This window comes from Massilia sp. HP4 (genome assembly GCF_005222695.1).
Lineage (GTDB): Bacteria > Pseudomonadota > Gammaproteobacteria > Burkholderiales > Burkholderiaceae_D > Telluria.
Map to the genome: position 1 here is coordinate 163,759 of NZ_STGG01000012.1, position 25,887 is coordinate 189,645.

The 25,887-nt window shown below is 64.6% G+C and carries 29 protein-coding genes and 1 tRNA gene; 11 read left to right on the top strand and 19 right to left on the bottom strand.

The genetic code is table 11. The features are described from left to right. Positions 1-4 precede the first annotated feature (4 nt). The 13 genes from gspD to gpmA all read right to left on the bottom strand — a co-directional run bounded on the left by gspD (position 5) and on the right by gpmA (position 12,731). Complete coding sequence (gspD, locus tag E8M83_RS06145) at positions 5-2,497, bottom strand: type II secretion system secretin GspD (RefSeq protein ID WP_229491432.1); 2,493 nt, start codon at positions 2,495-2,497, stop codon at positions 5-7. Further along, entirely contained in the window at positions 2,497-3,270 is a 774-nt protein-coding gene (gene gspN, locus E8M83_RS06150; protein WP_137172488.1) for a type II secretion system protein N, read from the bottom strand. The genes gspD and gspN overlap by 1 nt, the downstream gene beginning before the upstream one ends. Then, on the bottom strand, positions 3,267-3,782 hold the full coding sequence (gspM, locus tag E8M83_RS06155; RefSeq protein WP_137172489.1) for a type II secretion system protein GspM: 516 nt from the start codon (positions 3,780-3,782) through the stop codon (positions 3,267-3,269). The genes gspN and gspM overlap by 4 nt, the downstream gene beginning before the upstream one ends. After that, a complete protein-coding gene (gspL, locus tag E8M83_RS06160) occupies positions 3,779-5,029 on the bottom strand; it encodes a type II secretion system protein GspL (RefSeq protein WP_137172490.1) in 1,251 nt (416 codons plus the stop codon). The genes gspM and gspL overlap by 4 nt, the downstream gene beginning before the upstream one ends. Positions 5,030-5,045: 16 nt before the next feature. Continuing rightward, positions 5,046-6,032 carry a type II secretion system minor pseudopilin GspK gene (gspK, locus tag E8M83_RS06165; protein ID WP_137172491.1) on the bottom strand — a complete coding sequence of 329 codons (987 nt, stop codon included), beginning with the start codon at positions 6,030-6,032 and terminating at the stop codon, positions 5,046-5,048. Further along, positions 6,032-6,694 (bottom strand): type II secretion system protein J, encoded by a 663-nt coding sequence (locus E8M83_RS06170; protein ID WP_137172492.1) that lies wholly within the window; start codon positions 6,692-6,694, stop codon positions 6,032-6,034. Before E8M83_RS06170 ends, gspK begins: the two co-directional genes overlap by 1 nt. Then, entirely contained in the window at positions 6,691-7,071 is a 381-nt protein-coding gene (gene gspI / locus E8M83_RS06175; RefSeq protein WP_137172493.1) for a type II secretion system minor pseudopilin GspI, read from the bottom strand. The genes E8M83_RS06170 and gspI overlap by 4 nt, the downstream gene beginning before the upstream one ends. A 14-nt stretch (positions 7,072-7,085) precedes the next feature. Beyond that, on the bottom strand, positions 7,086-7,577 hold the full coding sequence (locus E8M83_RS06180; RefSeq protein WP_137172494.1) for a GspH/FimT family pseudopilin: 492 nt from the start codon (positions 7,575-7,577) through the stop codon (positions 7,086-7,088). Between the two features lie 8 nt (positions 7,578-7,585). After that, positions 7,586-8,023 carry a type II secretion system major pseudopilin GspG gene (gene gspG, locus E8M83_RS06185; RefSeq protein ID WP_137172495.1) on the bottom strand — a complete coding sequence of 146 codons (438 nt, stop codon included), beginning with the start codon at positions 8,021-8,023 and terminating at the stop codon, positions 7,586-7,588. Between the two features lie 195 nt (positions 8,024-8,218). After that, entirely contained in the window at positions 8,219-8,989 is a 771-nt protein-coding gene (locus E8M83_RS06190) for a molybdopterin-synthase adenylyltransferase MoeB (protein ID WP_137172496.1), read from the bottom strand. Between the two features lie 35 nt (positions 8,990-9,024). Continuing rightward, a complete protein-coding gene (locus E8M83_RS06195) occupies positions 9,025-10,494 on the bottom strand; it encodes a S41 family peptidase (protein ID WP_137172497.1) in 1,470 nt (489 codons plus the stop codon). Positions 10,495-10,511: 17 nt separating this feature from the next. Continuing rightward, positions 10,512-11,966, bottom strand: a complete 1,455-nt coding sequence (locus E8M83_RS06200; RefSeq protein ID WP_170976725.1) for a peptidoglycan DD-metalloendopeptidase family protein — start codon at positions 11,964-11,966, stop codon at positions 10,512-10,514. Positions 11,967-11,984: 18 nt separating this feature from the next. Further along, the gene (gene gpmA, locus E8M83_RS06205) at positions 11,985-12,731 is read right to left on the bottom strand and encodes a 2,3-diphosphoglycerate-dependent phosphoglycerate mutase (protein ID WP_137172498.1); all 747 of its coding nucleotides are present in this window, start codon (positions 12,729-12,731) and stop codon (positions 11,985-11,987) included. An 87-nt stretch (positions 12,732-12,818) separates the two neighbouring features. On the opposite strand from gpmA, the gene E8M83_RS06210 reads away from it, so the two are divergent. From E8M83_RS06210 to E8M83_RS06230, 5 genes are all read left to right on the top strand, one after another. Next, on the top strand, positions 12,819-13,220 hold the full coding sequence (locus E8M83_RS06210; RefSeq protein WP_137172499.1) for a rhodanese-like domain-containing protein: 402 nt from the start codon (positions 12,819-12,821) through the stop codon (positions 13,218-13,220). Positions 13,221-13,267: 47 nt separating this feature from the next. Then, complete coding sequence (gene grxC / locus E8M83_RS06215; protein WP_005663754.1) at positions 13,268-13,531, top strand: glutaredoxin 3; 264 nt, start codon at positions 13,268-13,270, stop codon at positions 13,529-13,531. A 143-nt stretch (positions 13,532-13,674) separates the two neighbouring features. Beyond that, positions 13,675-14,136, top strand: coding sequence for a protein-export chaperone SecB (gene secB, locus E8M83_RS06220; protein WP_137172500.1), 462 nt, complete (start codon positions 13,675-13,677; stop codon positions 14,134-14,136). A gap of 80 nt (positions 14,137-14,216) precedes the next feature. Then, entirely contained in the window at positions 14,217-14,672 is a 456-nt protein-coding gene (locus E8M83_RS06225) for an SH3 domain-containing protein (protein ID WP_170976709.1), read from the top strand. A 16-nt stretch (positions 14,673-14,688) separates the two neighbouring features. Beyond that, positions 14,689-15,720 carry an NAD(P)H-dependent glycerol-3-phosphate dehydrogenase gene (locus tag E8M83_RS06230; protein WP_137172501.1) on the top strand — a complete coding sequence of 344 codons (1,032 nt, stop codon included), beginning with the start codon at positions 14,689-14,691 and terminating at the stop codon, positions 15,718-15,720. Positions 15,721-15,762: 42 nt separating this feature from the next. On the opposite strand, the gene E8M83_RS06235 is transcribed toward E8M83_RS06230, so the two are convergent. Genes E8M83_RS06235 through mscL form a run of 4 tightly spaced genes read right to left on the bottom strand, consistent with a single transcriptional unit; the run spans position 15,763 to position 18,479 of the window. Next, positions 15,763-16,137 (bottom strand): cupin domain-containing protein, encoded by a 375-nt coding sequence (locus E8M83_RS06235; RefSeq protein WP_137172502.1) that lies wholly within the window; start codon positions 16,135-16,137, stop codon positions 15,763-15,765. An 11-nt stretch (positions 16,138-16,148) separates the two neighbouring features. Next, positions 16,149-16,844, bottom strand: coding sequence for a DUF2461 domain-containing protein (locus E8M83_RS06240; protein WP_137172503.1), 696 nt, complete (start codon positions 16,842-16,844; stop codon positions 16,149-16,151). Between the two features lie 28 nt (positions 16,845-16,872). Beyond that, complete coding sequence (locus E8M83_RS06245) at positions 16,873-18,021, bottom strand: Do family serine endopeptidase (protein ID WP_137172814.1); 1,149 nt, start codon at positions 18,019-18,021, stop codon at positions 16,873-16,875. A 38-nt stretch (positions 18,022-18,059) separates the two neighbouring features. Further along, entirely contained in the window at positions 18,060-18,479 is a 420-nt protein-coding gene (gene mscL / locus E8M83_RS06250) for a large conductance mechanosensitive channel protein MscL (protein WP_137172504.1), read from the bottom strand. A 223-nt stretch (positions 18,480-18,702) separates the two neighbouring features. On the opposite strand from mscL, the gene petA reads away from it, so the two are divergent. From petA to E8M83_RS06280, 6 genes are all read left to right on the top strand, one after another. Then, positions 18,703-19,317 carry a ubiquinol-cytochrome c reductase iron-sulfur subunit gene (gene petA / locus E8M83_RS06255; RefSeq protein ID WP_137172505.1) on the top strand — a complete coding sequence of 205 codons (615 nt, stop codon included), beginning with the start codon at positions 18,703-18,705 and terminating at the stop codon, positions 19,315-19,317. A gap of 2 nt (positions 19,318-19,319) precedes the next feature. Further along, positions 19,320-20,732 carry a cytochrome b N-terminal domain-containing protein gene (locus E8M83_RS06260; protein ID WP_137172506.1) on the top strand — a complete coding sequence of 471 codons (1,413 nt, stop codon included), beginning with the start codon at positions 19,320-19,322 and terminating at the stop codon, positions 20,730-20,732. Between the two features lie 28 nt (positions 20,733-20,760). Then, on the top strand, positions 20,761-21,525 hold the full coding sequence (locus tag E8M83_RS06265) for a cytochrome c1 (RefSeq protein ID WP_137172507.1): 765 nt from the start codon (positions 20,761-20,763) through the stop codon (positions 21,523-21,525). A gap of 101 nt (positions 21,526-21,626) precedes the next feature. Further along, positions 21,627-22,238, top strand: a complete 612-nt coding sequence (locus E8M83_RS06270) for a glutathione S-transferase N-terminal domain-containing protein (protein ID WP_005663771.1) — start codon at positions 21,627-21,629, stop codon at positions 22,236-22,238. Positions 22,239-22,366: 128 nt separating this feature from the next. Then, positions 22,367-22,870 (top strand): ClpXP protease specificity-enhancing factor, encoded by a 504-nt coding sequence (locus E8M83_RS06275; protein ID WP_137172508.1) that lies wholly within the window; start codon positions 22,367-22,369, stop codon positions 22,868-22,870. Between the two features lie 25 nt (positions 22,871-22,895). Further along, positions 22,896-22,971, top strand: a tRNA-Thr gene (locus tag E8M83_RS06280). Positions 22,972-23,065: 94 nt separating this feature from the next. Here E8M83_RS06280 and yjjJ read toward each other — a convergent pair. Next, entirely contained in the window at positions 23,066-24,400 is a 1,335-nt protein-coding gene (gene yjjJ / locus E8M83_RS06285) for a type II toxin-antitoxin system HipA family toxin YjjJ (protein WP_170976710.1), read from the bottom strand. Between the two features lie 139 nt (positions 24,401-24,539). Then, positions 24,540-25,739, bottom strand: coding sequence for a cation:proton antiporter (locus E8M83_RS06290; RefSeq protein WP_373995031.1), 1,200 nt, complete (start codon positions 25,737-25,739; stop codon positions 24,540-24,542). Between the last annotated feature and the right edge of the window lie 148 nt (positions 25,740-25,887).

Here is a 25,887-nt window from a genome sequence, read left to right on the forward strand (position 1 = left end):
CTCATTATCGGGTGGAGCCCGGGGTGGAGCCCGGGGTGGAGCCCGGGGTGGAGCCCGGGGTGGAGCCCGGGTTCGTGCTCGGGTTCGGTTGCGTCACCGGGCGGAATTGCGAGGCCGGATTGACGGCCGATCCAGGTTCAGACACGCCCGCCCCCGGCATGGTTCCCTGCGTTGCTTGCGGCGCACCCAGCGTACCCTGGTGGCGCGATGCGGCGCCATCGAGCGACGCGCCCGGCGCCGCATTCGGCGCCGGCTGGCGCTGTTGCGGCACGGTCGCCATGCCGCCGCCGGCCGGCGGCTGGCCATTCACCAGCGGCGGCAGTTGCGGCGCGCCCAGGTCGCGCAGCAGGGCCGACGACTCGGGTTGGGCGGCGGCGCCGGCCGCGCGCATGTAGTCGTAGCGGTCCATCGCGATCGAATTCGAGGCTTCCTTGCTGCGCACCACGACCGGGCGCAGGAACACCATCAGGTTGGTCTTGACGCGGCTGCGTGTGCGGTACTTGAACAGGTTGCCGATCACCGGGATGTCGCCCAGGCCACGCACTTTCTCTTCGCCATCGCCTTCGCTGTCTTCGATCAGGCCGCCCAGCACGATGATCTGGCCGTCGTCGGCCAGCACATTGCTCTCGATGGCGCGCACGTTCGTGGTCAGGCCCGACTCGGCATTGCGGGTCGAGGCATCCACGCTCGAGTTCTCGTGGTAGATGGCCATCTTGATGGTACCGCCTTCCGAGATCTGCGGGCGCACCCGCAGCAGCAGGCCGACGTCTTGCCGGTCGACCGTCTGGAACGGGTTGCCGCCGCCGGTGGTGCTGTTGGTGGCGAACGAACCGGTGATGATCGGGACGTTCTGGCCGACCTTGATGGTGGCCAGCTCGTTGTCCAGCGTGATCATGTTCGGCGTGGAAAGAATGTTGGCGTTGCCGTCGTTTTCCAGCGCGCGGGCGACCGCGCCCAGGCCGAGCTCGCCGCCCACCTGGCGGAACAGGCCGAAGGTGAGGCCGGTCGGCAGGGTCGGCACCGAGGTGCCGCTGGTGCCGCCGGTCGCCTGGCTGGCCGCCAGCGCCAGGTTGACGATGCTGTTGCCCGAGCCGCCGCCATTGAAGTTCTGCAAGCCGCCGAAGCGGTATTTGCTGTCGGAGTCGCCGGTGGCGCCGACCCATTGCACGCCGAATTCGGAGGCTTTATTGGACGACACTTCGACCACCAGCGCCTCGATATAGACCTGGGCCCGGCGCACGTCGAGCTGGTCGATCACGGAGCGCAGGTTCCGGTACACGGCGTCCGGCGCGGTGATGATCAGGCTGTTGGTGGAGGCGTCGGCCTGGATGAAGCCCGAGCCCTGGCCGCCGCCGCCGCCCTGCTGTCCTTGCTGGCCCTGCTGGCCGAAGGTGTTGCCGGAGCCGCCCATGCCGGTGCCGCCCTGCAGGCCCTGCTGGCCGCCGAGGCCGCTTTGGCCGCCCTGCCCCGCCTGGCTGCCGGTGCCGGACGTGATCGAACTGCCCTGGGTGCCCTGCTGCACCTGCAGCGCCGACGAGTCTTGCGAGACCACGGCGCGCAGGGTCTGGGCCACGCGGGTGGCTTCGGCATTCTTGAGGTAGACCACGTGGATATTGCCCTTGCTCGAGCTCTCTTGGTCGAGGCGGGCGATCAGGCTCTTGGCCAGGTTGGCGCGTGCCTGCGACGGCGCGCGGATCACGACCGAGTTGGTGCGCGGATCGGCCAGCACCGTGACCCGGCCCGAATCGCCGCCGGCCGCCGGTTCCATCAGGCGCGTGACGAGCGTGGCGATGTCGCTCGCGATCGCGTTGCGGATCGGGATCACGTCGAGGTCGGCAGCCACCGGCGCGTCGAGCGCGGCGATGATGCGCGCCAGGCGGCGCAGGTTGTCGGCGTAGTCGGTGACGACCAGGGTGTTGTTGCCCGGGTTCGCCATGATCGAATTATTGGGCGAGATCAGCGGCCGCAGCACGGCGGTGAGGTTGGCGGCCGACTCGTAGGAGAGATAAAACACCTGGGTTGCGATCTGGTCGCCGGTCGCCTTGCTGGAGCGCACGCCGCCGACCTGGGTCGGCGAGGATTGCAGCTTGGCTTCGGCCTCGGGCACCACCTTGGCATAGCCGTCGCCGCTGGTGACCACCGCGAAGCCCTGCAGGCGCAAGGTCGAGGTGAGCAGGCCGAAGGCTTCGGTCTTGCTCAGCGATTTCTCGGACACCAGTGTCAATGTACCCTTGACCCGCGGGTCGATGATGAAGGTCATGCCGGTGTAGTGGCCGATGGCCTTGATCACCGATTCGATGTCGGCATTGACGAAGCTCAAGGCAGCGGCATTCGCGCTTTCTTGCGCCCGCACGGGCAGCGGCAGCGCGACCAGGGTGGCGGCGCAGCACAGCATGGCGCCGGCGGCGAGGCGCTGGGCCCGCAACTGCAGGGCCGGCAACTGCTGCCGGGCCGACATGTCGAGGGGCGCGAAGGTGGAGCGGTGTGTTTTCTTCATTATCTGAACTCGAGTGCGATTACGTTTTTGCCGTTCACCATCCGGCGCTGGCCCAGCAGGTTCAACATGGTCCCGAGCTGGTCTTCATAGCCATCGGCGGCGCTGGCCTGGCCCGAAAAGCGCAGGCGTCCATTTTGCAGTACCCCCGCGCCCGACAGCAGCAAAGCGCCACGCACGGTGCGCAGGGTCAAATCGGCCTGCGGTCCACGCCAGTCCATGATCATTTCATAACTGCCGAGCGGCTTGATGGGCGACATGCGGGCACCCATATCGCTCATCGACAGGACGGTGCGCCCCTGCACCGTCACGGCATGTTGCTGGCGCAGCAGGTCGAGCGTGTTCCAGCTCAGACGGATGCGGCCGCTCGGCGCCAATGTGTTCAATGGCGCGCCCAGGCCCGACAAGCCCTCGGCTGGCAGCAATAGTTCGCCGGCATTGACCTGCCACTGCGACCAGCTGCCCTCGACCCGCACCGGGTTGGCCAGCGCCTGGGCATTTTCCAGGGTCATGCTCACCTGGCCCAGCACCACCAGCGGCGACAAGGTCCAGGCGAAACGGCCCGGCAGCAAGGGCGTCACCGCCCCGCCCGGCCCCGGCGCCCCGCCGATAAAGGCTGAGCCGCGCCAAAGCGTACCTTGCGCGTCCCCCAGCGTCAATCGACCGCCGGTCTGGCGTTCGACCAGCGGCCCCAGCCAGGACGCCGGCAGGAACGCCAGCACCGTTGCCACGACCGCCAGGATGACCAGCACGCTCCACGTCAGCACCCGCCTCATGAAGCCGGACCGCTCTGGCGCAGCGTGAGCGTGGCGTCGACCTGGCCCAGCGCGGTCTGGGCGGAGAATTGCGCGTCTTGCACCATCAGGCGGCTTTCGCGCCGCTGGGCGTCGAGCCAGGCCATCAGGTTGGCGAAGGAAACATTGTTGAGCTGAACCTTGGTGTATTCGCCGCTCACCGACAGCGAGGCCGGATTGAGGCCGCGCGCCGACATGCTGGCCGCGAGCGACGCTTGCGTGACCGGCGCGATGGCAGGCGCCGGCTCGCTGGCGACGGCCCGGGCCTCGCCGGCCAGCGCCTCGAGCTGGGCGGCCTGCTGGCGCAGCTCGGGCAGCGAACGGCGCAACTGCTCGCGGCCATCAAGCGCGGGCTCGAGCAGGACCAGGTAGAACAGCGCAAGTAGAGCGACCAGGCCGCCGACCATCAGGAACTTGCGTTCCTGCTCGGTGCGCGCGATCCAGTAGGCGGTTGCGCGTTCGCGCAGGCCGCTGATTTGGCCAGCGATGCTCATTGGGTGACTCCCGGTTGCGTGCTTCCAGTGCTGCGGATCAGCCAGGTGTTGGCGTCAGGCGCTTCCAGGCTGAGATGGCGTGCCGCCAGGGCCGGACGCAGCTGGTCTGCGGCGCCTGGGTTGGCGGATTCAGGTTTGACGCGCACCGTGAGGGCGCGTTCGCGGAACTCCATTGATGCAATCGCAGGCGGCGCGCCGAGGCCACCCATGGCTTCGCCGAAGGCCGCCGCCATCCAGGTGAATTCGTCGCCGCCCACCTCGCCGCTGCCGGCGCGGGAACGCGCGATATTCTGCTGCATCTGCGCGACCGGATCGATCGCCGGCTGGTTCGGATAGACCGCGCGGAAGGTCTGGCTCATTTGCTGGCGCACGGCGTCGGCCTCGCGCTTCATGCCCAGCCACTCGACGTTCAGGCCGATGACGTTGACCACCAGCGCGGCCAGGGCCAGCCGCACCGGCCAGCGCCAGCGGCGCCAGTCGCGCCGCGCCACGCCGGCCGTGCCGAGGCCAGGCACCAGGTCGAGCGCGGGGCCGACGGCGCCGGCGCCATGGTTGCTGCCCCGGGCGCCGGCAATCCAGTGCGCCCAGTTGTCGCTCTCGAGGGTGACGCCGGGGCCGGCCTCGGCCAGCAGCACCCCGTATTCGCCGAGCCGTTCATGCTCGACGTACAGCACCAGCGGCGCATCGCCCGCCAGCGCGCGCGCCGTCTGCAGGGCCACCACCGGGCTGCCGTCGAGCGCCAGGCCCAGGCCTTCGTATTGGCTCTGGCGCAAGATCAATTCGCCCTTGCCGAAGGCGGCGCTCACGCTGCCCGGATGCAGCGGCAGGCACAGTTGCTCGGGCACGGCCACCACCGCGCGCGCGCCCATCTCGAGGAGTTTGCGCACCAGCGGCTCGAGCCAGGCCTGCTGCACCACGGCCACCGGCCGGCGGCCGTCGGCCATGGCCGGGCCGGCCACCAATACGCAATCGAGCGGGTCGCCCAGGATATATTCTTCGACCAGGGCCGGCAGCGCCGCGCGCAGGCGCGCGCCGGCCAGCGGCGGGGCCTTTACCGCCAGCAGGGTGACGTCGCTGGCGGCCAGGATCAGCACCACGCGCCGGCTGGCCGCGACCACGTCGCCCAGGTTGCGCAGCGCGCCTTCGCCCTGCTGGCCGATGGCGCCGTTGTCGCCGACCATCGCGAACCGCGCCAGGGCGCCTTCGCCCTCGCTCCTGGCCGGATGCCGGATATAAAGAGTAGTCAAACTGTCTCGCTTTCTTCTAGTTCTGGCGGGTCCAGATCACATTGATGCTGCCGCGGTTGACCAGGTTGCCGCCGCGCTCCACCAGCGATTCGGCATCCAGCGCCGCGCGGTCGAGCCGGATGCGGCTCTGTACCAGGAAGTAATTGCTGGTGATATTAATCTTCGCTTCTCCCTGCGGCTGTTGTTGTTGCGCGCACTCGAATTCACTCTTGAACAGCTGCACATCGTTCCACGGTATCCGCTTGCGCTGCTCGACAATGGCATTGGCCTGGGCCAGAGAGCAATCGGCCAGTACCGCGGCCAGCACCTCGGCCGGCGCCGTGTTCACGTTCACCGTCGTATCGTCGGACGGCAGCACGATCACGAAGGGGCGCAGGGCCTCGACGGTCTCGGGCTTGACGCCCTGCACCGCCAGCAGGTCGTCCACCCGCATGATCGGCATCGGGTTGCCGGTACGCGGCGTCTGCGGGCCCGCGGTCGTCGCGTCGGGATCCACCACCGCCAGCGGCTGGCCGGCCGCCACGAAGTCGGCGATCGGCCGCGCCAGCCGCGCCTCGAGGCGCAGATTGGTCAACAGCCGCGCCAGCACCTCGGTCTGCACCGGGCTACGTATACCGCCATTTGCCAGGTTGCTCAGATTGTAACGCGCCGTGGCGTCGTAAACCTGACCCGACAGGGATGCATTGAAGTTTTCTCCTTGTACCCGCTCGCGTTCGATGTACTGGTCGAGCCGGGTTTCGGCCAGCGGCGTGGCCCAGATCTGCTCGAGCGAGATACGGCCGCCGAAGGGCTGGCGCAGGATCACGCTGGCCCAGTCGAGGGCGCCGCGCTGGATCCACTTGGTCTGCAGCTGCAGGCGCTGGTTTTCCATCGAGCGCACCTGCACCTGCTGCTGCCAGAACAGGCTGGCCACGATCGAGATCGCCAGCGTGGTCAGCAGCAAGGCAGTGACCACGGCGACGCCGCGCTGGCGGGCAGGATGACGGTGGACCTGGCGCCGCATCAAGTGCCCCCTAGCAAGAACGCCTTGACCATCGGCTGGCCCAGGCCCTGCACCGTCAGCGCCACCTGCACGCCGGTCGGCTCGAGCGAGCGGCCCGCGACCGGGGGCGGCAAAGGGTTCGGCTGCTGCGGCTCGACATTGCCGCCAACGGCGGTCGGTTCATTTCGCCAGGCATTGTTTTGCCAGCCCTGCACCTGCATGCCGGTCACGCCGACTTGCAGCACGACCGATGGCGAATTGTCGGCCGGCGTATCCGACGCCAGCGCCTGCCACAGCTGCCCGACCTGGTTCAGGTCGCGCGTGCCGGGCGACTCGCGCCGGATCAGTTGACCATTGACGACGCGGTAACTGATCACCTGCAGGCGCGAGGGTTCGTGTTCGACATACACCTTGCGCACCAGGGTCAGGCGGTCGGCGTCCCACAGCAACGCCGGCTGGCCGCGCATGAGCTCGCTACCGGCGGCATTCTCGCAATCGTTCTGCAACTGGGCAAAGGCCAGCTGCATGCCGCGCGTAACTTCCATCTCGTTCGTCAGCGCCACGCGGGCACGCACGATGCCGTCCAGCCCGCGCCAGCCGAGCACGGCCACCATGGCGAGGATGCCGATCGCCACCAGGAGCTCGACCAGCGTGAAGCCTGCACGGCGCGACCTGGCGTTCATATCGGGGAAGGCCTCAGGACCAGTTGGATGAGTTTGACAATGCGGCGGCCCGGATTGTCGGCGTCGAATACCGAGACTTCGATCCTGCGCAACAGCGGATTGGGACTGGTCAGCACTTCCTCTTCGCACAGCAGGTTCAGGTCGCCTTGCGGGCAGGGAAAGCTGCGCTTGCCGATCTCGGGGAATTCGCGCCCCAGGCGGATCTGCACCAGGCGGTTCTCGGCCGACCAGGTCGCCATCATCGAGGCGCGCAGGCCGGCGCTATTGGTGGTCAGGCTACCCACCGCGCGCAGGCCGGCGGCCAGCGCGGTGCCGACGATGACCAGCGCCACCAGCACTTCGAGCAGGGTGAATCCTGATGCACGGCGAGATGACATGATGGCGTGGCGCTTCATTCGACGGTAAAGTGGCCGACGCCGTCGGCACGGATCGCCACCGCATTGGCGCCCGAGGCCAGGGTCAGCACGAAGGGGCGGTCGACCGGCTCGCGTCCGAAGGTGATGCGCAGCAGATCCGGGCTGCCGCTGCCGATGCCGGTAGCGGCCGGCTCGAGCACGAGGCGCAGCGGCGGATTCTTGAAGCTGCGCTCGCGCAGCAGGTCGTCGCGCGTGACCGGCGCCCAGCCGGTGTCGCCGCGCACCATGAAGCGGTAGCGCTCGCCGTTGGCCTCGAAAGCCACCAGGCGGTTACGCACGATGGCTTCGTCGCGCGCCAGTTGCAGCAGCAGCGCGATGCGCTTGGCCTCGTTCTCGAGGTCCTGGCGCGGGCTCGGGATGGCGTTCAGCGTGGCCAGCCCCAGCGTGATGCCGATGATGACCATCACGACCAGCAGCTCCACCAGGGTGAAGCCGGAGGATGCGCCCCGTCTGCGCCAGGCCGGCATGGGAAAACTCAGTGCCAGGAACCGACGTCGGCGTCCTCGCCGGTACCGCCCGGCTGGCCGTCGGCGCCGTACGAGAACACGTCGATCTCGCCTTTCACGCCCGGCGACAGGTATTGGTAGGCGTTACCCCATGGGTCTTTTGGCAGCTTTTCGATATAGCCGCCGTCTTTCCAGCCGTTGGCGGACGGGCCCGACGTGGGCTTGGCGATCAAGGCGTTCAGGCCCTGCTCGGTGGTCGGATAGCGCTGGTTGTCGAGCTTGTACAGCTTGAGGGCCTGCATCATGGTGGCGATGTCGACCTTGGCGGCGGTGACGCGCGACTCGCCGGTGCGGCCCAGCAGCTTGGGCACGACCAGGGCGCCGAGGATGCCGATGATCACCACGACGACCATGATCTCGACCAGGGTGAAGCCGCGGGCGCGACGTTGTGTGCGTTGGAAATTCATATGCAGTGTGGTTAGGCTGGTGAATCGGTGAAACCGGGACAGTATACGTCCGAAATATGACAGGACAATACTACGGATGAAACTCGGTACAAAACCGTGCAAATCGCTTACATCGCCGGCGGCGGCGGGTGTGCAATTGTAAGCTACCTACGCCTGTCACGACACCTTGGATCCGTCCCTTTAAGGCGGTCTTCATCAAACCGCATCGTGCTTGCCGCCCCGCACCGAGCACACCGGGCAGCCGGTATTGCGCGCCACCGTGACCGCGCTCCACTCCATCGATTTCCCGTCCAGCATGAGCAGGCGGCCGACCAGCGGCTCGCCTACGCCCGAGATCAATTTCATCGCTTCGGCGGCCTGGACCGCGCCGACGATGCCGACCAGCGGCGCGAATACGCCCATGGTGCTGCAGGCAACGTCCTCGAAACCACTGCCCTCTGGGAACAGGCAGGCATAGCAGGGGGCACCCGGCTGGCGTGGGTCGAATACGGACAACTGGCCGTCGAAGCGGATCGCCGCCCCCGACACCAGCGGCACGCCGGCCGCCACAGAGGCGCGGTTGACGGCGTGGCGGGTGGCGAAATTGTCGCTGCAGTCGAGCACGACCGTGGCCGTGCGGGCCAGTTGCAGCAGGCGTTCGGGGCCGGCGCGTTCACGCAGGGCGACGACCTCGATCTCGGGATTGATCGCCAGCAGGGCCGCGCGGCCCGAGTCGACCTTGGGCTGGCCGACCCTTTCGGTCGTGTGCATGACCTGGCGCTGCAGGTTGGTCAGGTCGACCGTGTCGTCGTCGACCAGGGTGATACGGCCGATACCACCCGAGGCCAGGTAGAGCGCGGCGGGCGAGCCGAGGCCGCCGGCGCCGATGACCAGGGCGTGGGCGTCCAGCAGGCGCTGCTGGCCTTCGATGCCGATGTCGTCGAGCAGGATGTGGCGCGAGTAGCGCAGGAGTTGGTTGTCGTTCATGTATCGGGTGTGCGTGCGCAGCCTGAACGCCAACCCTACTGCTTCGGCGCTTTCAGTTCAGGCGGCTTGTGTTCCGCCCCCGGCAACGGCGCCGGCGCGGGTTTGTCTTCATCGGGCACGCCCTTGGCCAACTGCACCGGCTGGCCCTTGAAGTGATTGAGCGCCTGGGCCAGCTGGAAATCTTCCTGGCCGCCGAACTCGATCGGCTTGCGGTCCTTGAGCAGGGCCAGCGCGCGCTGTTGCTGCGCCAGGCTGCCGTCCTGGTCCCTGGCCGGCGTTTCTTTCTGGTTGCCCTCGGCCACCAGGTGGCGCTGCAGGTCGGCCTCGCGCACGCGCAGGGCGTTCAGCAAGTCTCCCTCGGCGCTCTCGTCGACCCGCAGATCGGGTTCGATGCCGGTGGCCTGGATCGGCCGGCCTTTCGGCGTGTAGTAGCGGGCCGTGGTCAGCTTGATCGCGGTGTCTTCAGACAATTGGCGCAAAGTCTGCACCGAGCCCTTGCCAAAGGTGCGGCTGCCCATCACGATCGCGCGCTGGTAATCCTGCAGCGCGCCGGCCACGATTTCGGACGCCGATGCCGAGCCACCGTTGACCAGCACCACCATCGGCACCGATTTGAGGCCGGCCGGCAAGCCGGCCAGCGGGTCGCCGCGCTGGGCATAGAATTCGCGCCGGCCATAGAAGGCCTGGTTCGCATCCGCCACCTGCCCCTTGGTCGAGACGATCACCTGGTCGGGCTGCGGCAGGAAGGCGGCCGAGACGCCGATCGCGCCCGGCAGCAGGCCGCCCGGGTCGTTGCGCAGGTCGAGCACCAGGCCCTTGATATCGGGTTGTTCGGCGTACAGTTCCTTGGTCTTTTTGGCCAGCTCGTCCAGGGTGTTCTCCTGGAACTGACTGATGCGCAACCAGGCGTAGCCGGGCTCGACCATCTTGGCCCTGACGCTGACGACCTTGATTTCCTGGCGGGCGATCGGCACCACCCAGGGCTTGTCTTCGCCGGGACGGGCAATGGTGAGCGTCACCTTGCTGCCGACCTTGCCGCGCATGCGCTTGATCGCCTCGTCGGACGACATATTGCGCACCGGGACATTATCGATGCGGGTGATCAGGTCGCCCGGCTTGACGCCGGCCTTGAAGGCGGGCGTGTCCTCGATAGGCGACACCACCTTGATATAGCCGTCCTCGTTCGAGATCTCGACGCCGACGCCGACGAACTTGCCCTGCACCGCCTCGCGCATATCGCGAAACGCCTTCTGGTCGAGGTAGACCGAGTGCGGGTCGAGCGAGGCGACCATGCCGCCGATTGCCTCGGACAGCAGTTTTTTATCCTCGACCGGCTCGACATAGTCGGTCTTGATCAGGCCATAGACATCGGCAAGCTGGCGCAGTTCGTCGAGCGGCAGGGGCGCACCGGTTTTTTGCGCATGGGCCGACAGCTGGAACGATGCCGCCACGCCGACCAGCACACCCACGCCGACCAGCCCGAAATGCTTTGCTTTCATGCCCATGTTGACCTTTGTTATACCTAGAACCTGACCCAGCCCGCCGGGTCGATGGCCTTGCCGCGATGCCTGAGCTCAAAGTATAGCCCCGATTCCTCGTTGCCACCGGTATTGCCCGCACTGGCCACCGCCTCGCCGGCGCGCACGCTGTCGCCCGGGCGCTTGAGCAGCGACTGGTTATTGCCGTAGATCGTCAGGTAGCCGTCGCCGTGGTCGATGATGATCAGGTTGCCGAAGCCCCGCATCCAGTCGGCGTGCACCACCCGGCCCGGGGCCACGGCGCGCACCTCGGATCCTTCCGCGGCCTTGATGAAATTGCCCTTCCAGGTCGGACCGTCGCCGCGGCGTCCGCCGAAGCGGGCCGCGATGCTGCCGTTGACCGGGCTTGCCATGCGGCCCTTGAGCGCCGTGAAGGAACCGCTTGCTGCGGCCGGTCCCAGGATCGGCGCCGGCGGTTCGCTCGGGCCCGGGTCTTCCTGTTCCGGCTCCTGGGCCACGATCGGCGCTTCCTTGATCGGCGCGGGCATCGGCTGCGGCCTGGCGCCCGGCTTGGCGTTTTCGCGCGCGATGCGCTCGCGTTCGCGGTCGCGCTCGGCCTTCTCGGCCGCTGCTTTCGCGCGCGCCGCCACCAGGGCCTTCGCTTTCGCCTCGGCCGCGGCCTTGGCTTTGGCGCGTTTCGCGGCCAGGGCCGCCTGGCGCTTGCGCTCGGCTTCTTCCTGCTCGCGGATCAGGCGCTCGAGGCGGGTGACCAGGCCCGACATGCGTTCTTCGTCCTGCTCCAGGCGATCGGCCTGCTTGCGCTGGTCGGCCAGGCGGGTCGACAGATTGTTGAGCAGCGCGGCGCGCTTGGCTTTTTCTTTTTCCAGCAGTGCCTTCTGGTCGAGCTGTTCCTGGGCGATTTCTTCCAGCTCTTGCTGGGCGTTCTCGACCTGGTCGCGGTTGGCCTCGACTTGCACCAGGTTGCCGCGCAGCGAGCCCAGCAAACGCGCCTGGGCCTGCGAGACATAGGCCATCAGTTGCAAGTCGCGGCTGATGCGGTTCGGGTTGTCGCCGGACAGCAGCAGCTTGATCCGGTCTTCGTTGCCAGCCACATAGTGTTCGCGCAATAGCTTCGCCAACTGCTTTTGCTGGGCGGCGATGGTCTGGTTCAGCTGTTCCTGCTGCGCGGCCAGGTCTTGCAGGCGCGTGTTGGTCACGCCCTGCTCTTGCTGCAGGTCGCGCAGTGCGCGGTTGGCGTCCGAAATGGCGGCTTCGGACTCGGCCAGCGTGTCGGCCGCGTCTTCCCTGGCGCTTTCGGTCTGGCTGATGTCGCGCTTGATCGCCTGCAGCTTTTGCTGGATGCCGGCGCGCTGCTTCTCGGCCGCCGCCTTCTGGCGGCTGCGCTCGGTCTGGCGCTGGGCCCAGGCGTCGGTGGCAAACGCGCCGGACAGCGCGACCGCCAGCAGCGTACTCAAGAGCACGCTACCGGCTCCCTTCATGGATGGCAAACGCAAGACTTACTTTGCCTTCCCTTGGTTGGCCACGGCCGCCATGGCGGCGGCGATCGCGTCCTGGTCGCCCAGGTAGTAGTGCTTGATCGGCTTGAGGTCGGCGTCCAGCTCATACACCAGCGGCTGGCCGTTGGGGATGTTCAGGCCGACGATGTCGGCGTCGCTGATGTTGTCCAGCATCTTGATGATGGCGCGCAGGCTATTGCCGTGGGCCGAGATCAGGATGTTCTTGCCGGCGCGGATCGCGGGGGCGATTTCGTCGTTCCAGGCCGGCATCACGCGCGCCACGGTGTCCTTCAGGCATTCGGTCAGCGGGATCTGGTCGTCCGCCAGGCTGGCATAGCGCGGATCGCCGAACGAGGTGCGCCGGTCGTCTTTTTCCAGCGCCGGCGGCGGGGTGTCGTAGCTGCGGCGCCAGACCAGCACCTGCTCGTCGCCGAACTTGGCGGCGGTCTCGGCTTTATCCAGGCCCTGCAGGGCGCCGTAGTGGCGCTCGTTCAGGCGCCAGTCATTCTTGACCGGCAGGTACATCGCGTCCATCTCGTCCATCGCCAGCCACAGGGTGCGGATGGCGCGCTTGAGCACCGAGGTATAGGCCACGTCGAAGGTAAAGCCGGCCTCCTTGAGCACGCGGCCGGCGGTTTTCGCCTCGGCCACGCCTTTTTCGGTCAGGTCGACGTCGGTCCAGCCGGTGAAGCGGTTTTCGAGGTTCCAGGTGGATTCGCCGTGGCGCATGAATACGATCTTGTACATGGGTGTCTGTTCTCGCAAAGTCAGATTGAAGTCCGGTTCCTCTTCTATTTTATAATGCCCCGATTCAGTTCAACCAACGGAACCCTTGTGAATTTCATACTCGATAATATTTTCATCGTGGCGATCGCTGTCATTTCCGGCGTCGCCCTGCTGTGGCCGGCACTGGCGCCGCGCGGAAAACGCGCGACCCCGCTGCAGGTGACGCAGATGATCAACCGCGGCAAGACCACCGTGGTCGACGTACGCAGCGCGGACGAATTCGCGGCAGGCCACCTGCGCGACGCGAAACACATCCCGCTGGCAGACTTGGGCAATCGCATCGGCGAACTGGACAAGTCGAAGAACCGTACCGTCGTGGTGGTGTGCCAGACCGGCGCGCGCGGCGACAAGGCCGCACGCCAGCTGCAGGCGGCCGGCTTCGAAGACGTCCATAGCCTGGAAGGCGGTCTGACGGCCTGGACGGCTGCAGGCCTGCCAGTCGCCAAGTAAACCCGCCGGCCCGGCGTTTCGGGCCGGCAGACACGAAAGGATTCATCATGACAGCCCACGTCGTTCTCTACCACACCGCAGCCTGCCCCTATTGCGTGCGCGCCGAGCGCCTGCTCGAAGCCAAGGGCGTGCATGACATCGAACGCATCCGCGTCGACCTCGACCCGGAACAGCGCCAGATCATGATGCAGCGCACCGGCCGCCGCACGGTTCCGCAGATCTATGTCGGCGACACCCACGTCGGCGGTTTCGACGACCTGTATGCGCTGGACCAGGCCGGACGCCTGGACCCGATGCTCAAGGGCGAGTAAGCTAACCAGGTTGAATGCGGCGGCAAGGCGCTATTGCTTCCAAGTTGATTTTGCTACAATTGTCGTCGCGTTTGGCCCGCAGTCGCGCCCGACCATGCACCCGGAGCGGCCAGCCGCTCCCCACTATTATTAGAAAGCGTTCCATGTCTGACGAAACTCTGCAACCAGTATTCCAAATCCAACGCGTCTACCTGAAGGACATGTCGCTGGAGCAACCGAATTCGCCATCGATCTTCCTGGAACAGGAAGCGCCGGCAATCGAAGTGTCGCTCGACGTCGGCGCCGAAAGCATCGCCGAAGGCATCTACGAGTCGACCGTGACGATCACCGTCACCGCCAAGGTCAAGGACAAGGTCGCGTTCCTGGTGGAAGGCAAGCAGGCTGGCATCTTCGAAGCCCGCAACATTCCTGCCGAGCAGATGGATCCGCTGCTGGGCATCGGCTGCCCGAACATCATCTACCCATACCTGCGCGCGAACATCGCCGACGTGATCAGCCGCGCCGGCTTCCCGCCTGTGCACCTGGCCGAGATCAACTTCGAAGCCTTCTACCAGCAGCGCGCCCAGGCCATGGCCGAAGCAGCTGCCGCCGCACCGGCAAACTAAGCACTTCTCCACGGACGCGGTTCACGCCGCGTTCGTGCCAGCCCTCCGGCGTCGCGGTTCACCCACAATCCAGGTCCGCCATGCTCTCTCCCCGACTTCTTGCAGGTGCTCCACTGTTCACGCTGACAGTGCTGGCGGCCCCGAGCGTTTTCGCCTTCGATTTCAAGACGGTCGGCACTGCCCCGGCGATCCTGTACGAGACGCCTTCGGCCAAGGGAAATAAACTGTATCTGGCGCCGCCCGGCATGCCGCTCGAGGTCATGATCGCCTATGGCGACTGGGTCAAGGTGCGCGACATGAACGGCGACGTGGCCTGGACCCCGGCCCGGGGCCTGGCAGCCCGGCGCAATGTGCTGGTACGCAAGCCCGGGGGCCGGGTCCATGCCGGCCCCGACGACACCTCGACCGTCCTGATGACGGCCGACAAGGGCGTTCTGCTTGAACTGGCCGATCCGAATGCCCTCGTCTGGGCGCGCGTGCGCCATCGCGACGGCGTTGTCGGCTATATCAAGGTCTCGGACATCTGGGGCCTGTAAATCCACCAGGAGTTCCATGCAACAGAATAAACCCAACACCAAGATCACCGTCCTCGGCGCCGGCGCCTGGGGCACGGCTGTCGCCATCGCGCTGGCCGCGCGCCACGACGTGCTGCTGTGGGGCCGTAATCCGAAGCAGATGGCGGATACTGAAGCCTCGCGCGACAACCTGGCCTACCTGCCCGGCCATCCGTTGCCGGACGCCTTGCGGGTGAGCGCCGACTTCGAGGCGGCGCTGGCCCATGTGGCGCCAGGTGTCGACCAAGACGCGCCGCTCCTGATCCTGGCCTGCCCGGTGGCCGGCCTGCGCCCGCTGCTGGAGCAGTTGCGCGGCCGCGCCATCCCCAATGTCGTCTGGCTGTGCAAGGGTTTCGAAGCCGGCACCGGCCTGCTGCCGCACCAGGTGGTGGCCCAGGTGCTGGGCGACAGCGTGCCGGGCGCGGCGCTGTCCGGCCCCTCGTTCGCGCAAGAAGTGGCGCGCGGCCTGCCGTGCGCGCTGACCGTGGCGTCCGCGAATGCCGAACTGCGCGAGCGCGTGGTGGCGGCGGCCCATGGCGACAACCTGCGCGTCTACTCGCATGACGACCTGGTCGGCGTGGAAGTGGGCGGCGCGGTCAAGAACGTGATGGCGATCGCCACCGGCGCCGCCGATGGCCTGGGCCTGGGCCTGAATGCCAGGGCCGCCCTGATCACGCGCGGCCTGGCCGAGATCACCCGCCTCGGGCTGGCGCTGGGCGCCCAGCCGGGCACCTTCATGGGACTGTCGGGGATGGGAGACCTGATCCTGACCTGCACCGGCGACCTGTCACGCAACCGGCGCGTGGGCCTGGCGCTGGCCGAAGGCAAGGCGCTGGGCACGATCGTGGCAGAACTGGGGCATGTGGCCGAAGGCGTGCCCTGCGCCAAGGCAGTGCGCGAGCTGGCGCGCGGGATGGGGGTCGATATGCCGATCACCGAGGCGGTGGCCAGCGTGTTGTTCGATGACGTGGATGCGGCGCAGATGGCGGCGCAGCTGCTGGCGCGGGATCCGCGGGTCGAGCTGGCGTAACGGCGCATGTGGCGGTGGCGGGGCGAACCCCGCCGCCGTCGATCAATGCGGCGCGCCGCTCGGATCGTCGCTCGGGCCGCCGGAGCGTTCTGGCCCCATCAGGATGGTCATCAAGGCCACCGCATCGCTCACCGCGCGGATCGTGTGCGGCACCCCGCCCGCCAGGTAGACCATCTCGCTCGGCTGCAGATTGGTTGTCTTGTCGTGGGCGTCGACCGCGATTTCGCCTTCCAGGCACACGATCGTCACTTCACCGTCGACCCGGTGTTCGGGAATCGGCCGTTCGACCGGCAGCACCAGCCGGATCAGTTCCATATGCTCGGTCTTGACCAGGGCCACCGAGGTGAAATGGGCGATGTCGTCGTCGCCGCGTTGCAAAGCAATCTTTTCGCCGGATACTGCGTGATGCAAGGCCATGTCGCCCTCCTCTATTCGTTCGCTTCTTCTTGCGGTTCCGGCACGCTGCGCAGCCAGCTGACCAGCGCATAGGCGTCCTGGAATCCTTGCGCCAGCCGCGGCACCAGTTGATCCGGTGCGTTCAGATCCAGTTTCACCTCGGTCCACACGAAGAAGCTTTTCAGTTTCAGGTAATCGACATGCGGATGATCGGGATCGAAACCCTTGGGAGGGCGCTGCAACTTGTCCTCTTCCAGCATGTCATTATAGGTGGCGCGAAGATGCTTATTCTTCAATACTTTCGCGAAACCCGTCGCATCGTTGACCACATGCTCGCGGATCGCCTTCAGGCGCGCCGGCGGCGGCAGGTATTCGCCCACACCGAAGCCCAAGGTGCCATCGCGCTCGATATGGAAATAATAGGTCGAGCCGCCGCCCGCGCTCGGGCGCCGCTTGTCGTGCGGGGTGATCCCGGCTGAAAACCGGGTTTTATACGGCGTCTTGTCCTTCGAAAAACGGGTGTCGCGGTGGATGCGGAACATCGCCTTCTTGGGATTGCAGGCCGCCACCTGCTTGTCGAACTTCGTCAGTGCGCGGATCAGCTCCGTCACCGTTTCCTCGAATTCGGTGCGTAGGATGTCATAACGCGGCTTATTCCAAAGGAACCAGGGCCGGTTATTGTTTTCGCTCAGTTCGGTCAGGTATTGCGTCAGGTCGCGCAGATGCATGGTGGTTCTGGGTTTCGATAATCAGGGTTTATTGCGCCTGGCGCGGCCGGCGGCCCACCGTCACATCGACCGTGGTTTCGCGCTGCTTGCGCAGGATGGTCATGGTCGTCTTCGCGCCCGGCGCAAGCTGGGCGATCAGGTTCAGCATCTCGCTGGTGTCGGCCACCTGCTCGCCGCCCACGGCCACCAGTATATCGCCCGGCAAGATGCCGGCGCGGTCGGCCGGTCCGCCGCGCACCACGCCGGCGATGATGGCGCCGCTGCGCTTGGCCAGGCCGAAGCTGTCTGCCAGCTCGGGCGTGATGTCCTGCGATTCGATGCCGATCCAGCCGCGCACCACGCTGCCGTGCTTGACGATCGAGTCGAGCACCGTCTTGGCGGTGGACACCGGGATCGCGAAGCCAATGCCGACCGAGCCGCCGGTCTGCGAATAAATCGCCGAGTTAATACCCAGTAAATGGCCGTCTGTATCGACCAGCGCACCGCCCGAATTGCCGAAATTGATCGCGGCATCGGTCTGGATGAAATTCTCGAAATGGTTGATGTGCAGGTTGTTGCGGCCCAGGGCCGAGATGATGCCAAGGGTGACGGTCTGGCCGACGCCGAACGGATTGCCGATCGCCAGCACCACATCGCCCACCCGTGCGCCCTCGGGGTCGCCGAGCACCATCACCGGCAGGTTGCGTTCGCTCACGCGGATCACGGCCAGGTCGGTCTCGGGATCGGTGCCGACCAGGCGCGCCACCGCCTTGCGGCCGTCGGCCAGGCCGACCTCGATCGCGTCGGCCCCATCGATCACATGGAAATTGGTCAGGATATAGCCGTCGCTGCTGACGATGACGCCCGAGCCGAGGCTGGCCAGTTGCTCGTCGGGCGGCGCACGGTCGCCGAAGAAGCGGCGAAAGAACGGGTCCTTGAGCAGCGGATGCGACTGGCGCGAGGCCTTGCTCGTATAGATATTGACCACCGCCGGCATCGCCTTGGCTGCTGCATCGCGGAAACTGCCGGCCGCCGGCCGCGACGGCGCCTGCAGCATGGGCACCGGGCTGCCCGACGCGCCGACCGCGACGCTATCCGGTTGACGCTCGAGCCATTCGGGACGCAGGGCGGCGACCACGAACCAGGCCGCCAGCGCGATCGTTACCGCCTGCGCGAACAGCAGCCAAAAGCGCCGCAAAGGATGCGGACGCCGCAGTTCGTGGACGATATCGTCTTTCACTTTTTGAGGGAATCCCGGATTTCACGCAGCAAGACGATATCTTCCGGCGTGACTGGCGCTGCTGGCTTGGCTTCTTCGGCCGGGCCGCGCAGGCGGTTAATCACGCGCACCATCTGGAAGATGATGAAGGCGAGCAGGATAAAGTTCAGCAAAATGGTCAGGAAATTACCGTATGCCAACACAGCTCCGGCCTTTTGCGCCTCTGCCAAGGGGAGGTTATAGCCCTGGTTGTTGAGAGGAATATAATAGTTAGCGAAGTCCAGGCCACCGAGCACGGCGCCGATGGGCGGCATGACGATGTCCTTGACCAGCGAGTCAGTGATCCGCGCGAAGGCGCCACCGATAATCACCCCGACGGCAAGATCGATCACATTGCCGCGCATCGCAAATTTCTTGAACTCTTCCATCATCGCCATTTGGGACTCCCTCGTTGTTGTTGATACAAGCCTTTGCATGATACCCGAACGCTCCGGAGGCTGTCTTACAGCCAAATGCTGCAGGAGCACAAAAGACCATTCTGCCAAAGCGTGTAGGCCAGACAATTTTTTTCCCTCAGGTATTGCCGTTCACATATAATTTTGGATGCTGGAAGCTCGCTATTAATTCTTAAAATTCGTATATTCACGGAGTGGGGTTGGTATGAGTAATGAAAAGCAGGTCGATTCGGGCCGACGCGGTTTGCTGGTCGCGACATGCGCGGCCGGTGGCGTCGTCGGTGTGTCCACGGCGGGAGCCCTGGTCAGCACCTTCCAGCCTTCCGAGCGCGCAAAAGCGGCGGGAGCCCCGGTTGAAGTCGACATCTCCGACGTCGCTCCCGGTGAAATGAAAGTCGTCGAATGGCGCGGCAAGCCGGTCTGGATCTTGCGCCGCACTCCCGAAATGATGGCCACGCTCGAGAAAGACGCGGGTGAACTGGCCGACCCCGCCTCCGACAAGGTATTCCAGCTGCCGATGCCGGAATACGCCAAGAACGCGTTCCGATCGCGCGCCGAGCACAAGGAAGTGCTGGTCACGGTCGGAATTTGTTCTCACCTCGGATGTTCCCCCTCCTCGCGCCTGGCCTCCGGCCCGCAGCCGAACCTGCCCGACAACTGGCCGGGCGGCTTCCTGTGCCCCTGCCATGGCTCGACCTTCGATTTGTCCGCACGCGTGTTCAAGAACAAGCCGGCGCCGACGAATATGGACGTCCCGCCATACATGTATCTCTCCGATAACAAGCTGGTGATCGGCAAAGACGAGAAAGGCGAGGCATAAACATGGGTGCATTCAAGGAGACCAAGCTGCCGGCCGACGCGCCGGCACACGAGAAAGCCCTGGCCTGGGTCGACGACCGCTTCCCCGCATCGAAGCTGTGGAACGATCAATGGGGCAAGTACTACGCTCCCAAGAATTTCAACGTCTGGTACCTGTTCGGTTCGCTGTCGGCCCTGGTGCTGGTGCTGCAGATCGTCACCGGCATCTTCCTGACGATGCACTACAAGCCCGACGCCGCGCTGGCCTTCGGCTCAGTCGAGTACATCATGCGCGAAGTGCCGTGGGGCTGGCTGGTGCGCTACCTGCACTCGACCGGCGCCTCGGCCTTCTTCATCGTGGTCTACCTGCACATGGCGCGCGGGCTGATGTACGGTTCCTACCGCAAGCCGCGCGAGCTGGTCTGGCTGTTCGGCTTCGGCATCTTCCTGTGCCTGATGGCCGAGGCCTTCTTCGGCTACCTGCTGCCATGGGGGCAAATGTCGTACTGGGGCGCCCAGGTGATCGTCAACCTGTTCGGTGCGATTCCGGTGATCGGCGAAGACCTGTCGCTGTGGATCCGCGGCGACTACGTCGTCTCCGACGCCACCCTGAACCGCTTCTTCGCCTTCCACGTGATCGCGCTGCCGCTGGTGATCATCGGCCTGGTGGCCGCCCACCTGACGGCGCTGCACGAAGTCGGCTCGAGCAACCCGGACGGCATCGAGGTCAAGGAACACCTGGGCCCGGACGGCCATCCGCTCGATTCGATCCCGTCGCACCCCTACTACACCACCAAGGACTTGTTCGGCGTCTCGGTCTTCCTGCTGCTGTTCTCGGCAGTCGTGTTCTTCGCACCCGAGATGGGCGGCTACTTCCTGGAGTACAACAACTTCTTGCCGGCCGACTCGATGAAGACCCCGCCGCACATCGCGCCGACCTGGTACTTCACCCCGTTCTACTCGGTGCTGCGCGCCACCACGGCCGACTTCATGTACGTGCTGATGGGCGCAATCGCCCTGTATGTCGCCTTCATCTGGCTGAAATCGAGGCTGGCGTTCCGCACCAAGGCGATCATCGCCGTGGTCGGCCTGATCCTGATCGTCGGCATGCTGCCGCAGGTACTGGACGCGAAATTCTGGGGTGTGGTGCTGTTCGGTTCGTCGGTGATGATCATCGCCGGCCTGCCGTGGCTCGACCATTCGCCGGCCAAGTCGCTGCGCTACCGTCCGAACTGGCACAAGTGGGTGTATGCCCTGTTTGCGCTGGTGTTCGTGACCCTGGGCTACCTGGGCACCCAGCTGCCGACCGCCGCCTTCACGCTGATCTCGCAAGTGTGCACGCTGGCCTACTTTGCGTTCTTCCTCCTGATGCCGTGGTGGAGCACGATGGGCACCTTCAAGCCGGTGCCGACCCGTGTCACCTTCACCCCGCATTGATCACCGGACAAGAGCACAAGGACACGACATGAAATTGTTTGCAAAGAAACTGATTGCAGTCCTGGCACTGGTGCCGGGACTGGCTTTCGCCGCCGAAGGCGGCGTCCCGCTGGACCGCGCGCCAGACCGCAACGACATGGCGTCGCTGCAGAATGGCGCCAAGATCTTCGTCAACTATTGCCTGAATTGCCATGCGGCGGCATCGATGCGCTACAACCGCCTGCGCGACCTCGGCCTGTCGGAAGACCAGATCCGCGAAAATCTGTTGTTTTCTGCCGACAAAGTCGGTGACATGATGACGACGGCGATACGTCCGAAAGATGCCGCAGCCTGGTTCGGCGCGGTGCCGCCGGATCTGTCGGTGATCGCGCGCGCCAAGGCGTCTCCTGCGGGCTCGGGCGCCGACTACCTGTACACCTATCTGCGCACCTTCTACCAGGACGAGACCCGCCCGACCGGCTGGAATAATATGGTGGTGCCGAATGTTGCAATGCCGCATGCGATGTGGCAGCAGCAGGGCGTACGCGTCGCCAAGTTCGCCGAAGAGGCCGATCCTCACGAGCCGGGCAAGATGGTGCACAAGTTCGCCGGCTTCGAGCAGATATCACCCGGCACCATGAGCCAGCAGGAGTTCGACGCCGCCACCGCCGACCTGGTCGCCTACATGGTCTGGATGGCCGAACCGGCGCAAAACACCCGCAAGCGGCTGGGCGTGATCGTGCTGCTGTTCATGTCCGTGTTCGTCTTCCTGACCTGGCGTTTGAACGAATCGTACTGGAAAGAAGTGAAGTAATTCGCTTTCATTGCCCGGTTGGCTATAATACGGGCAATCATTTCTATGGGGTGAGGGTGCTTTGTCGCTCCACCCCTTTGTTTCTTAAGGAACTATAAACCATGATGGTTCTCTACTCCGGCACCACGTGCCCGTTTTCCCAACGCTGCCGCCTCGTCCTGTTCGAAAAAGGCATGGACTTCGAGGTCCGCGACGTCGACCTGTTCAACAAGCCGGAAGATATTTCGACCATGAACCCGTACGGCCAGGTGCCGATCCTGGTCGAGCGCGAACTGATCCTGTACGAATCGAACATCATCAACGAGTACATCGACGAGCGCTTCCCGCACCCGCAGCTGATGCCGGCCGACCCGCTGATGCGCGCCCGTGCCCGCCTGATGCTGTTCAACTTCGAAAAAGAGCTGTTCGTCCACGTGCACACGCTGGAAAGCGAGCGCAACAAGGCAAACGACAAGAACCACGACAAGGCGCGCGCCGAAATCCGCGATCGCCTGACCACCCTGGCGCCGCTGTTCCTCAAGAACAAGTACATGCTGGGTGACGAGTTCTCGATGCTGGACGTGGCGATCGCCCCGCTGCTCTGGCGCCTGGACCACTACGGCATCGAGCTGTCGAAGACCGCCGCGCCGTTGATGAAGTATGCCGAGCGTATCTTCTCGCGTCCGGCCTACATCGAGGCGCTGACGCCATCCGAGAAAGTGATGCGTCGTTGATGTGTTCTGGGCGGGATCTTTGTATCCTGCCCTGTTTGCTTTACCGTTTTACCACGCCGGTCGTTGGACGCCTTCAAGGCGAATCCGGTAGACTGGCGTGACAGCCTGTATTCCTGGACAACACCACCATGGCAGAAATCTCCACCAAACCCTACCTGCTGCGCGCCATCTATGAATGGTGCACGGACAGCGGCTTCACGCCCTATATCGCCGTCAAGGTCGATGGGGGAACCACGGTGCCGATGGAGTATGTGCGCAAGGGCGAGATCATCCTGAACATCAGCTACGGCGCGACATCGGGGCTGAAGATGGACAACGACGCAATCCACTTCCGCGCGCGCTTCAATGGCGTGTCGCGAGAGATCTATATCCCTGTGCACAATGTGTTGGCGATTTATGCCAATGAGAATGGACAGGGGATGGCGTTCGAGGTGGGGGCGGCGCCGGATGCGGATGCGCAGGCATCGTCCGACACGTCTGTCGAAAGTGCGCCGGCTGCGCCGGCGTTGTCGGCTGTGCCGTCGAAGGGTGTGGATTCGCCAGTGGTGGCTGATGCGCCGCCGGGCTCGCCTGGCGGGGATGATGAGCCGCCCAAGAAGGGTGGACGTCCGACCTTGACCCGGATCAAATAGCGTATAATCGTTGTCTTAAGGTCACGCCGACTTAGCTCATCAGGTAGAGCAGTTGATTTGTAATCATCAGGTGGCGGGTTCGAGTCCTGCAGTCGGCACCAGTAACACCAGCACTTGGCCCAGCCTCAATGGCTGGGCTTTTTGCTTTCCAGCGGCTGTGTCGATACCTGAAGCGCCAGGAATCGCGCGTATTTCTCAGCCAATCGCGGGCCCCAAGGCTTGCAAGGTCGCCAGGTGCGGCCACGCTACGGTTTCCTTGAAGTCGCGCGAAATCCGCTGATCGTCCAGCACCGCCTTCCAGAACTGGCTGGCCATGTCGTGGCAGAGCGCCAGGTGTCGCAGCGCGAGCCTGCTCAAGTCGGGCTTCCACTCCCGCGCCACGATTTCGCCGTGGGTATTTGGACGGTACAGCATGGGCAGCATATCGTAGGCATCCAGCAAGCGATGTCTTCGTTCCAACGTCCAGGCGACGGCAATATTACCGTGGTGCTTATCCGTGTTGCCGATCAGCGCTCCGTAGAGGTCGAGTTTTTCGACCGTCTCGATGTCCTGCGGTGGAAGTTCCTTGAGGCGCCCGAGCTCATGAGCAACTGCAGTCCAGCTCCTGTCCATCATTCCCAAATCGCCATCAAGCGCAGCAAAGGTCGCCATCGGTCGACGCCCTTTCAAGCCGGCCCTGTCGAAGCGCACGACCTCCAGGAATACCCGGCCGCCCCCTTCGAGAATCGATGTCCTGGCCGCGGCGATGCCATGCCGGCCGAGGACCTCCAGCGCCAGGTTCTCGCAGACCAGCAAGTCGCCCCAGCGGCGTCCGTTGCGGCTATCGACCTTCGGTGAAAACTTGACGATGACATGTTCGATCGTTTGGTGCCCATCCATGCGGTCGACCAGAGCGGTAAACTTGGGCTGCTCGCCGCCGGCCGACGAGCCGGGTGCGTCCCCTTGCATCGCATGTTCAGCCATGCGTGAATAGCGCTGGGCTCGCTCCGACTCCAGCACCGTATCCTCTTCGGTGCTCGTCGATTGGACATGGCGCGCGAAGGATTCATTTCCAAGGATAAGGTTCCCGGCCGCATGCTCGCTGCGGTGCGACAGGTAGATCAACACTTGCTCGGCCGTCCACCGCAGGATATCCGCCGGCAGGCCCAACTCCGGATGCTTGCCTGGCTCCATGCGTCCTAGAAAACCTTGAGGGCGAAGATCATGCAAGAAATACGGCATCCCTTCATACAGAAGGTAAGTCGTCCCCTCCATCGGAGTCAGGGCATAAAAGCCGCCCTCGAGAAGATGCAACTGTCCCAATTGCTCGACTTTCCCATTCTCCAGAACGCGAAATAGTGGGACAGGCGCATCAACGCCTGGAATATGACGCCGTAGAGCGTATTGCCGGTTCTTGCCGGCACCCAGCACGACGCCATCCCTGACTGTCGACCACAGGCGTGAAAAAGTCGGCTGGCTGATGCCCAGCGCGGCAAGGATGGCCGATGTCGCTTCTGGCTTGCGCTTCAATAGCTCCTGAAGCTTCTCCATGTTTTGATTCTTCGACATCTCTCAGAGCAGTTTTATGAATAGAAAAAAGGCGCGTCTCCTCATAGGAAGAAGTGCTAGTAATGAATACTATCATGAATAGAATAATGAATAGAATCTGGAGAGGGCTACCTGGCTCTACTCAGGATGAACTCGATACGAGTCGCGGCGTCCTCCGCAGTTTCGGATACACGACCGGAATCGTCATCATGGTGCTGCCGATCGCCATCAGCAGCAATGCCGTGAAGGTCTCGCTGGTGATGACGCCCTTGTCGAGCAGGATATTGGCAAAAATGATCATGATCAGCGCCTTGGTCTGCAACAGCCAGCCGATGATCGATGCTTCTTCACGGCTCCAGCCGAGAATGCGGCCAGCAATCCGCACGCCCACCAGCTTGCCCGACACCGACGCTGCGAGCAATACCGCCGCCGCAATGAAGACGGCAGTACCACCCACATCCCAATTCGTCCGCAAGCCCGTGCTCAAGAAATAGACAGGCATCATCACCAGCAGCACATTGTGGCGCAAGAAATCGAGCTTCTTCTGATCGAACCAGTCCGCATCCATCACCGCGCCGGCCAGGAACGCCCCCACCATATAGTGCAAGCCAGCCCAATCGGCCGCAAAGCCGCAGATGATCAGCCACACCAGCATCCCGAACCACCGATCCCGCTCAGGAATACTGACCATCAAGCGCCGGAACAGCCTGGTCGCCACGATAAACACCAGGAAGAACCCCAGCTGTCGCCCCACCCGCTCCCAGTCGAGCAGGATCAGCGCCAGCACGCCCCAGATCGCGATATCGTCCAGGCTGGCGTAGCGCAGGATGCGCTGCCCCAGGGGCTGGCGCAGGATATCCAGCTTTTCCATCAGCAGGATCAGGATCGGCAGCGCCGTCACCGCGCACGCCATGCCGACGCCCAGCACGAACTGCCAGCTTTGCGCCTCGGGGCCGATCCAGCCGGCGTACCCAAGCATGCCCGCGGCCGCAATGCTGCCGAACACCAGCGGCACCCCGAGCGCCAGCCCGGCTGTGATGGAACTTTCGCGCCGATGTTCCCACGCTTTTTTCAGATCGAGCTCGATCCCCGCCAGCATCACGAAGATCATCACCGCCCACCAGGCGATCCCGTTCAGCGACTGGATGACCTGGGGATTGAAGACAAAGCTGTAATACTCGGGATACGCCTTGCCCAGCACGCCAGGCCCCAACAGCACGCCGGTAATAATCTGTACGATCACCAGCGGCGCCCAGTAGTCGGTATTGCCGAGCCGCCAGATCAGGTAGGGCACGGCGAAGATCAGCAGCATCGCGATCAGGTAAATCTCGGTGGTGGCCATTGCACTGTGCATGGTCGGTCTCTCGAATAATTATTATGATGACAAGGTCGCTGCACGACGGCATAGCGATACCCCCTAGCTCCCGGGAGTATCCCCGTAAATATGAGCATAAGGCAACGCCAAACCTGAAACATTCCTGAAGATTCAT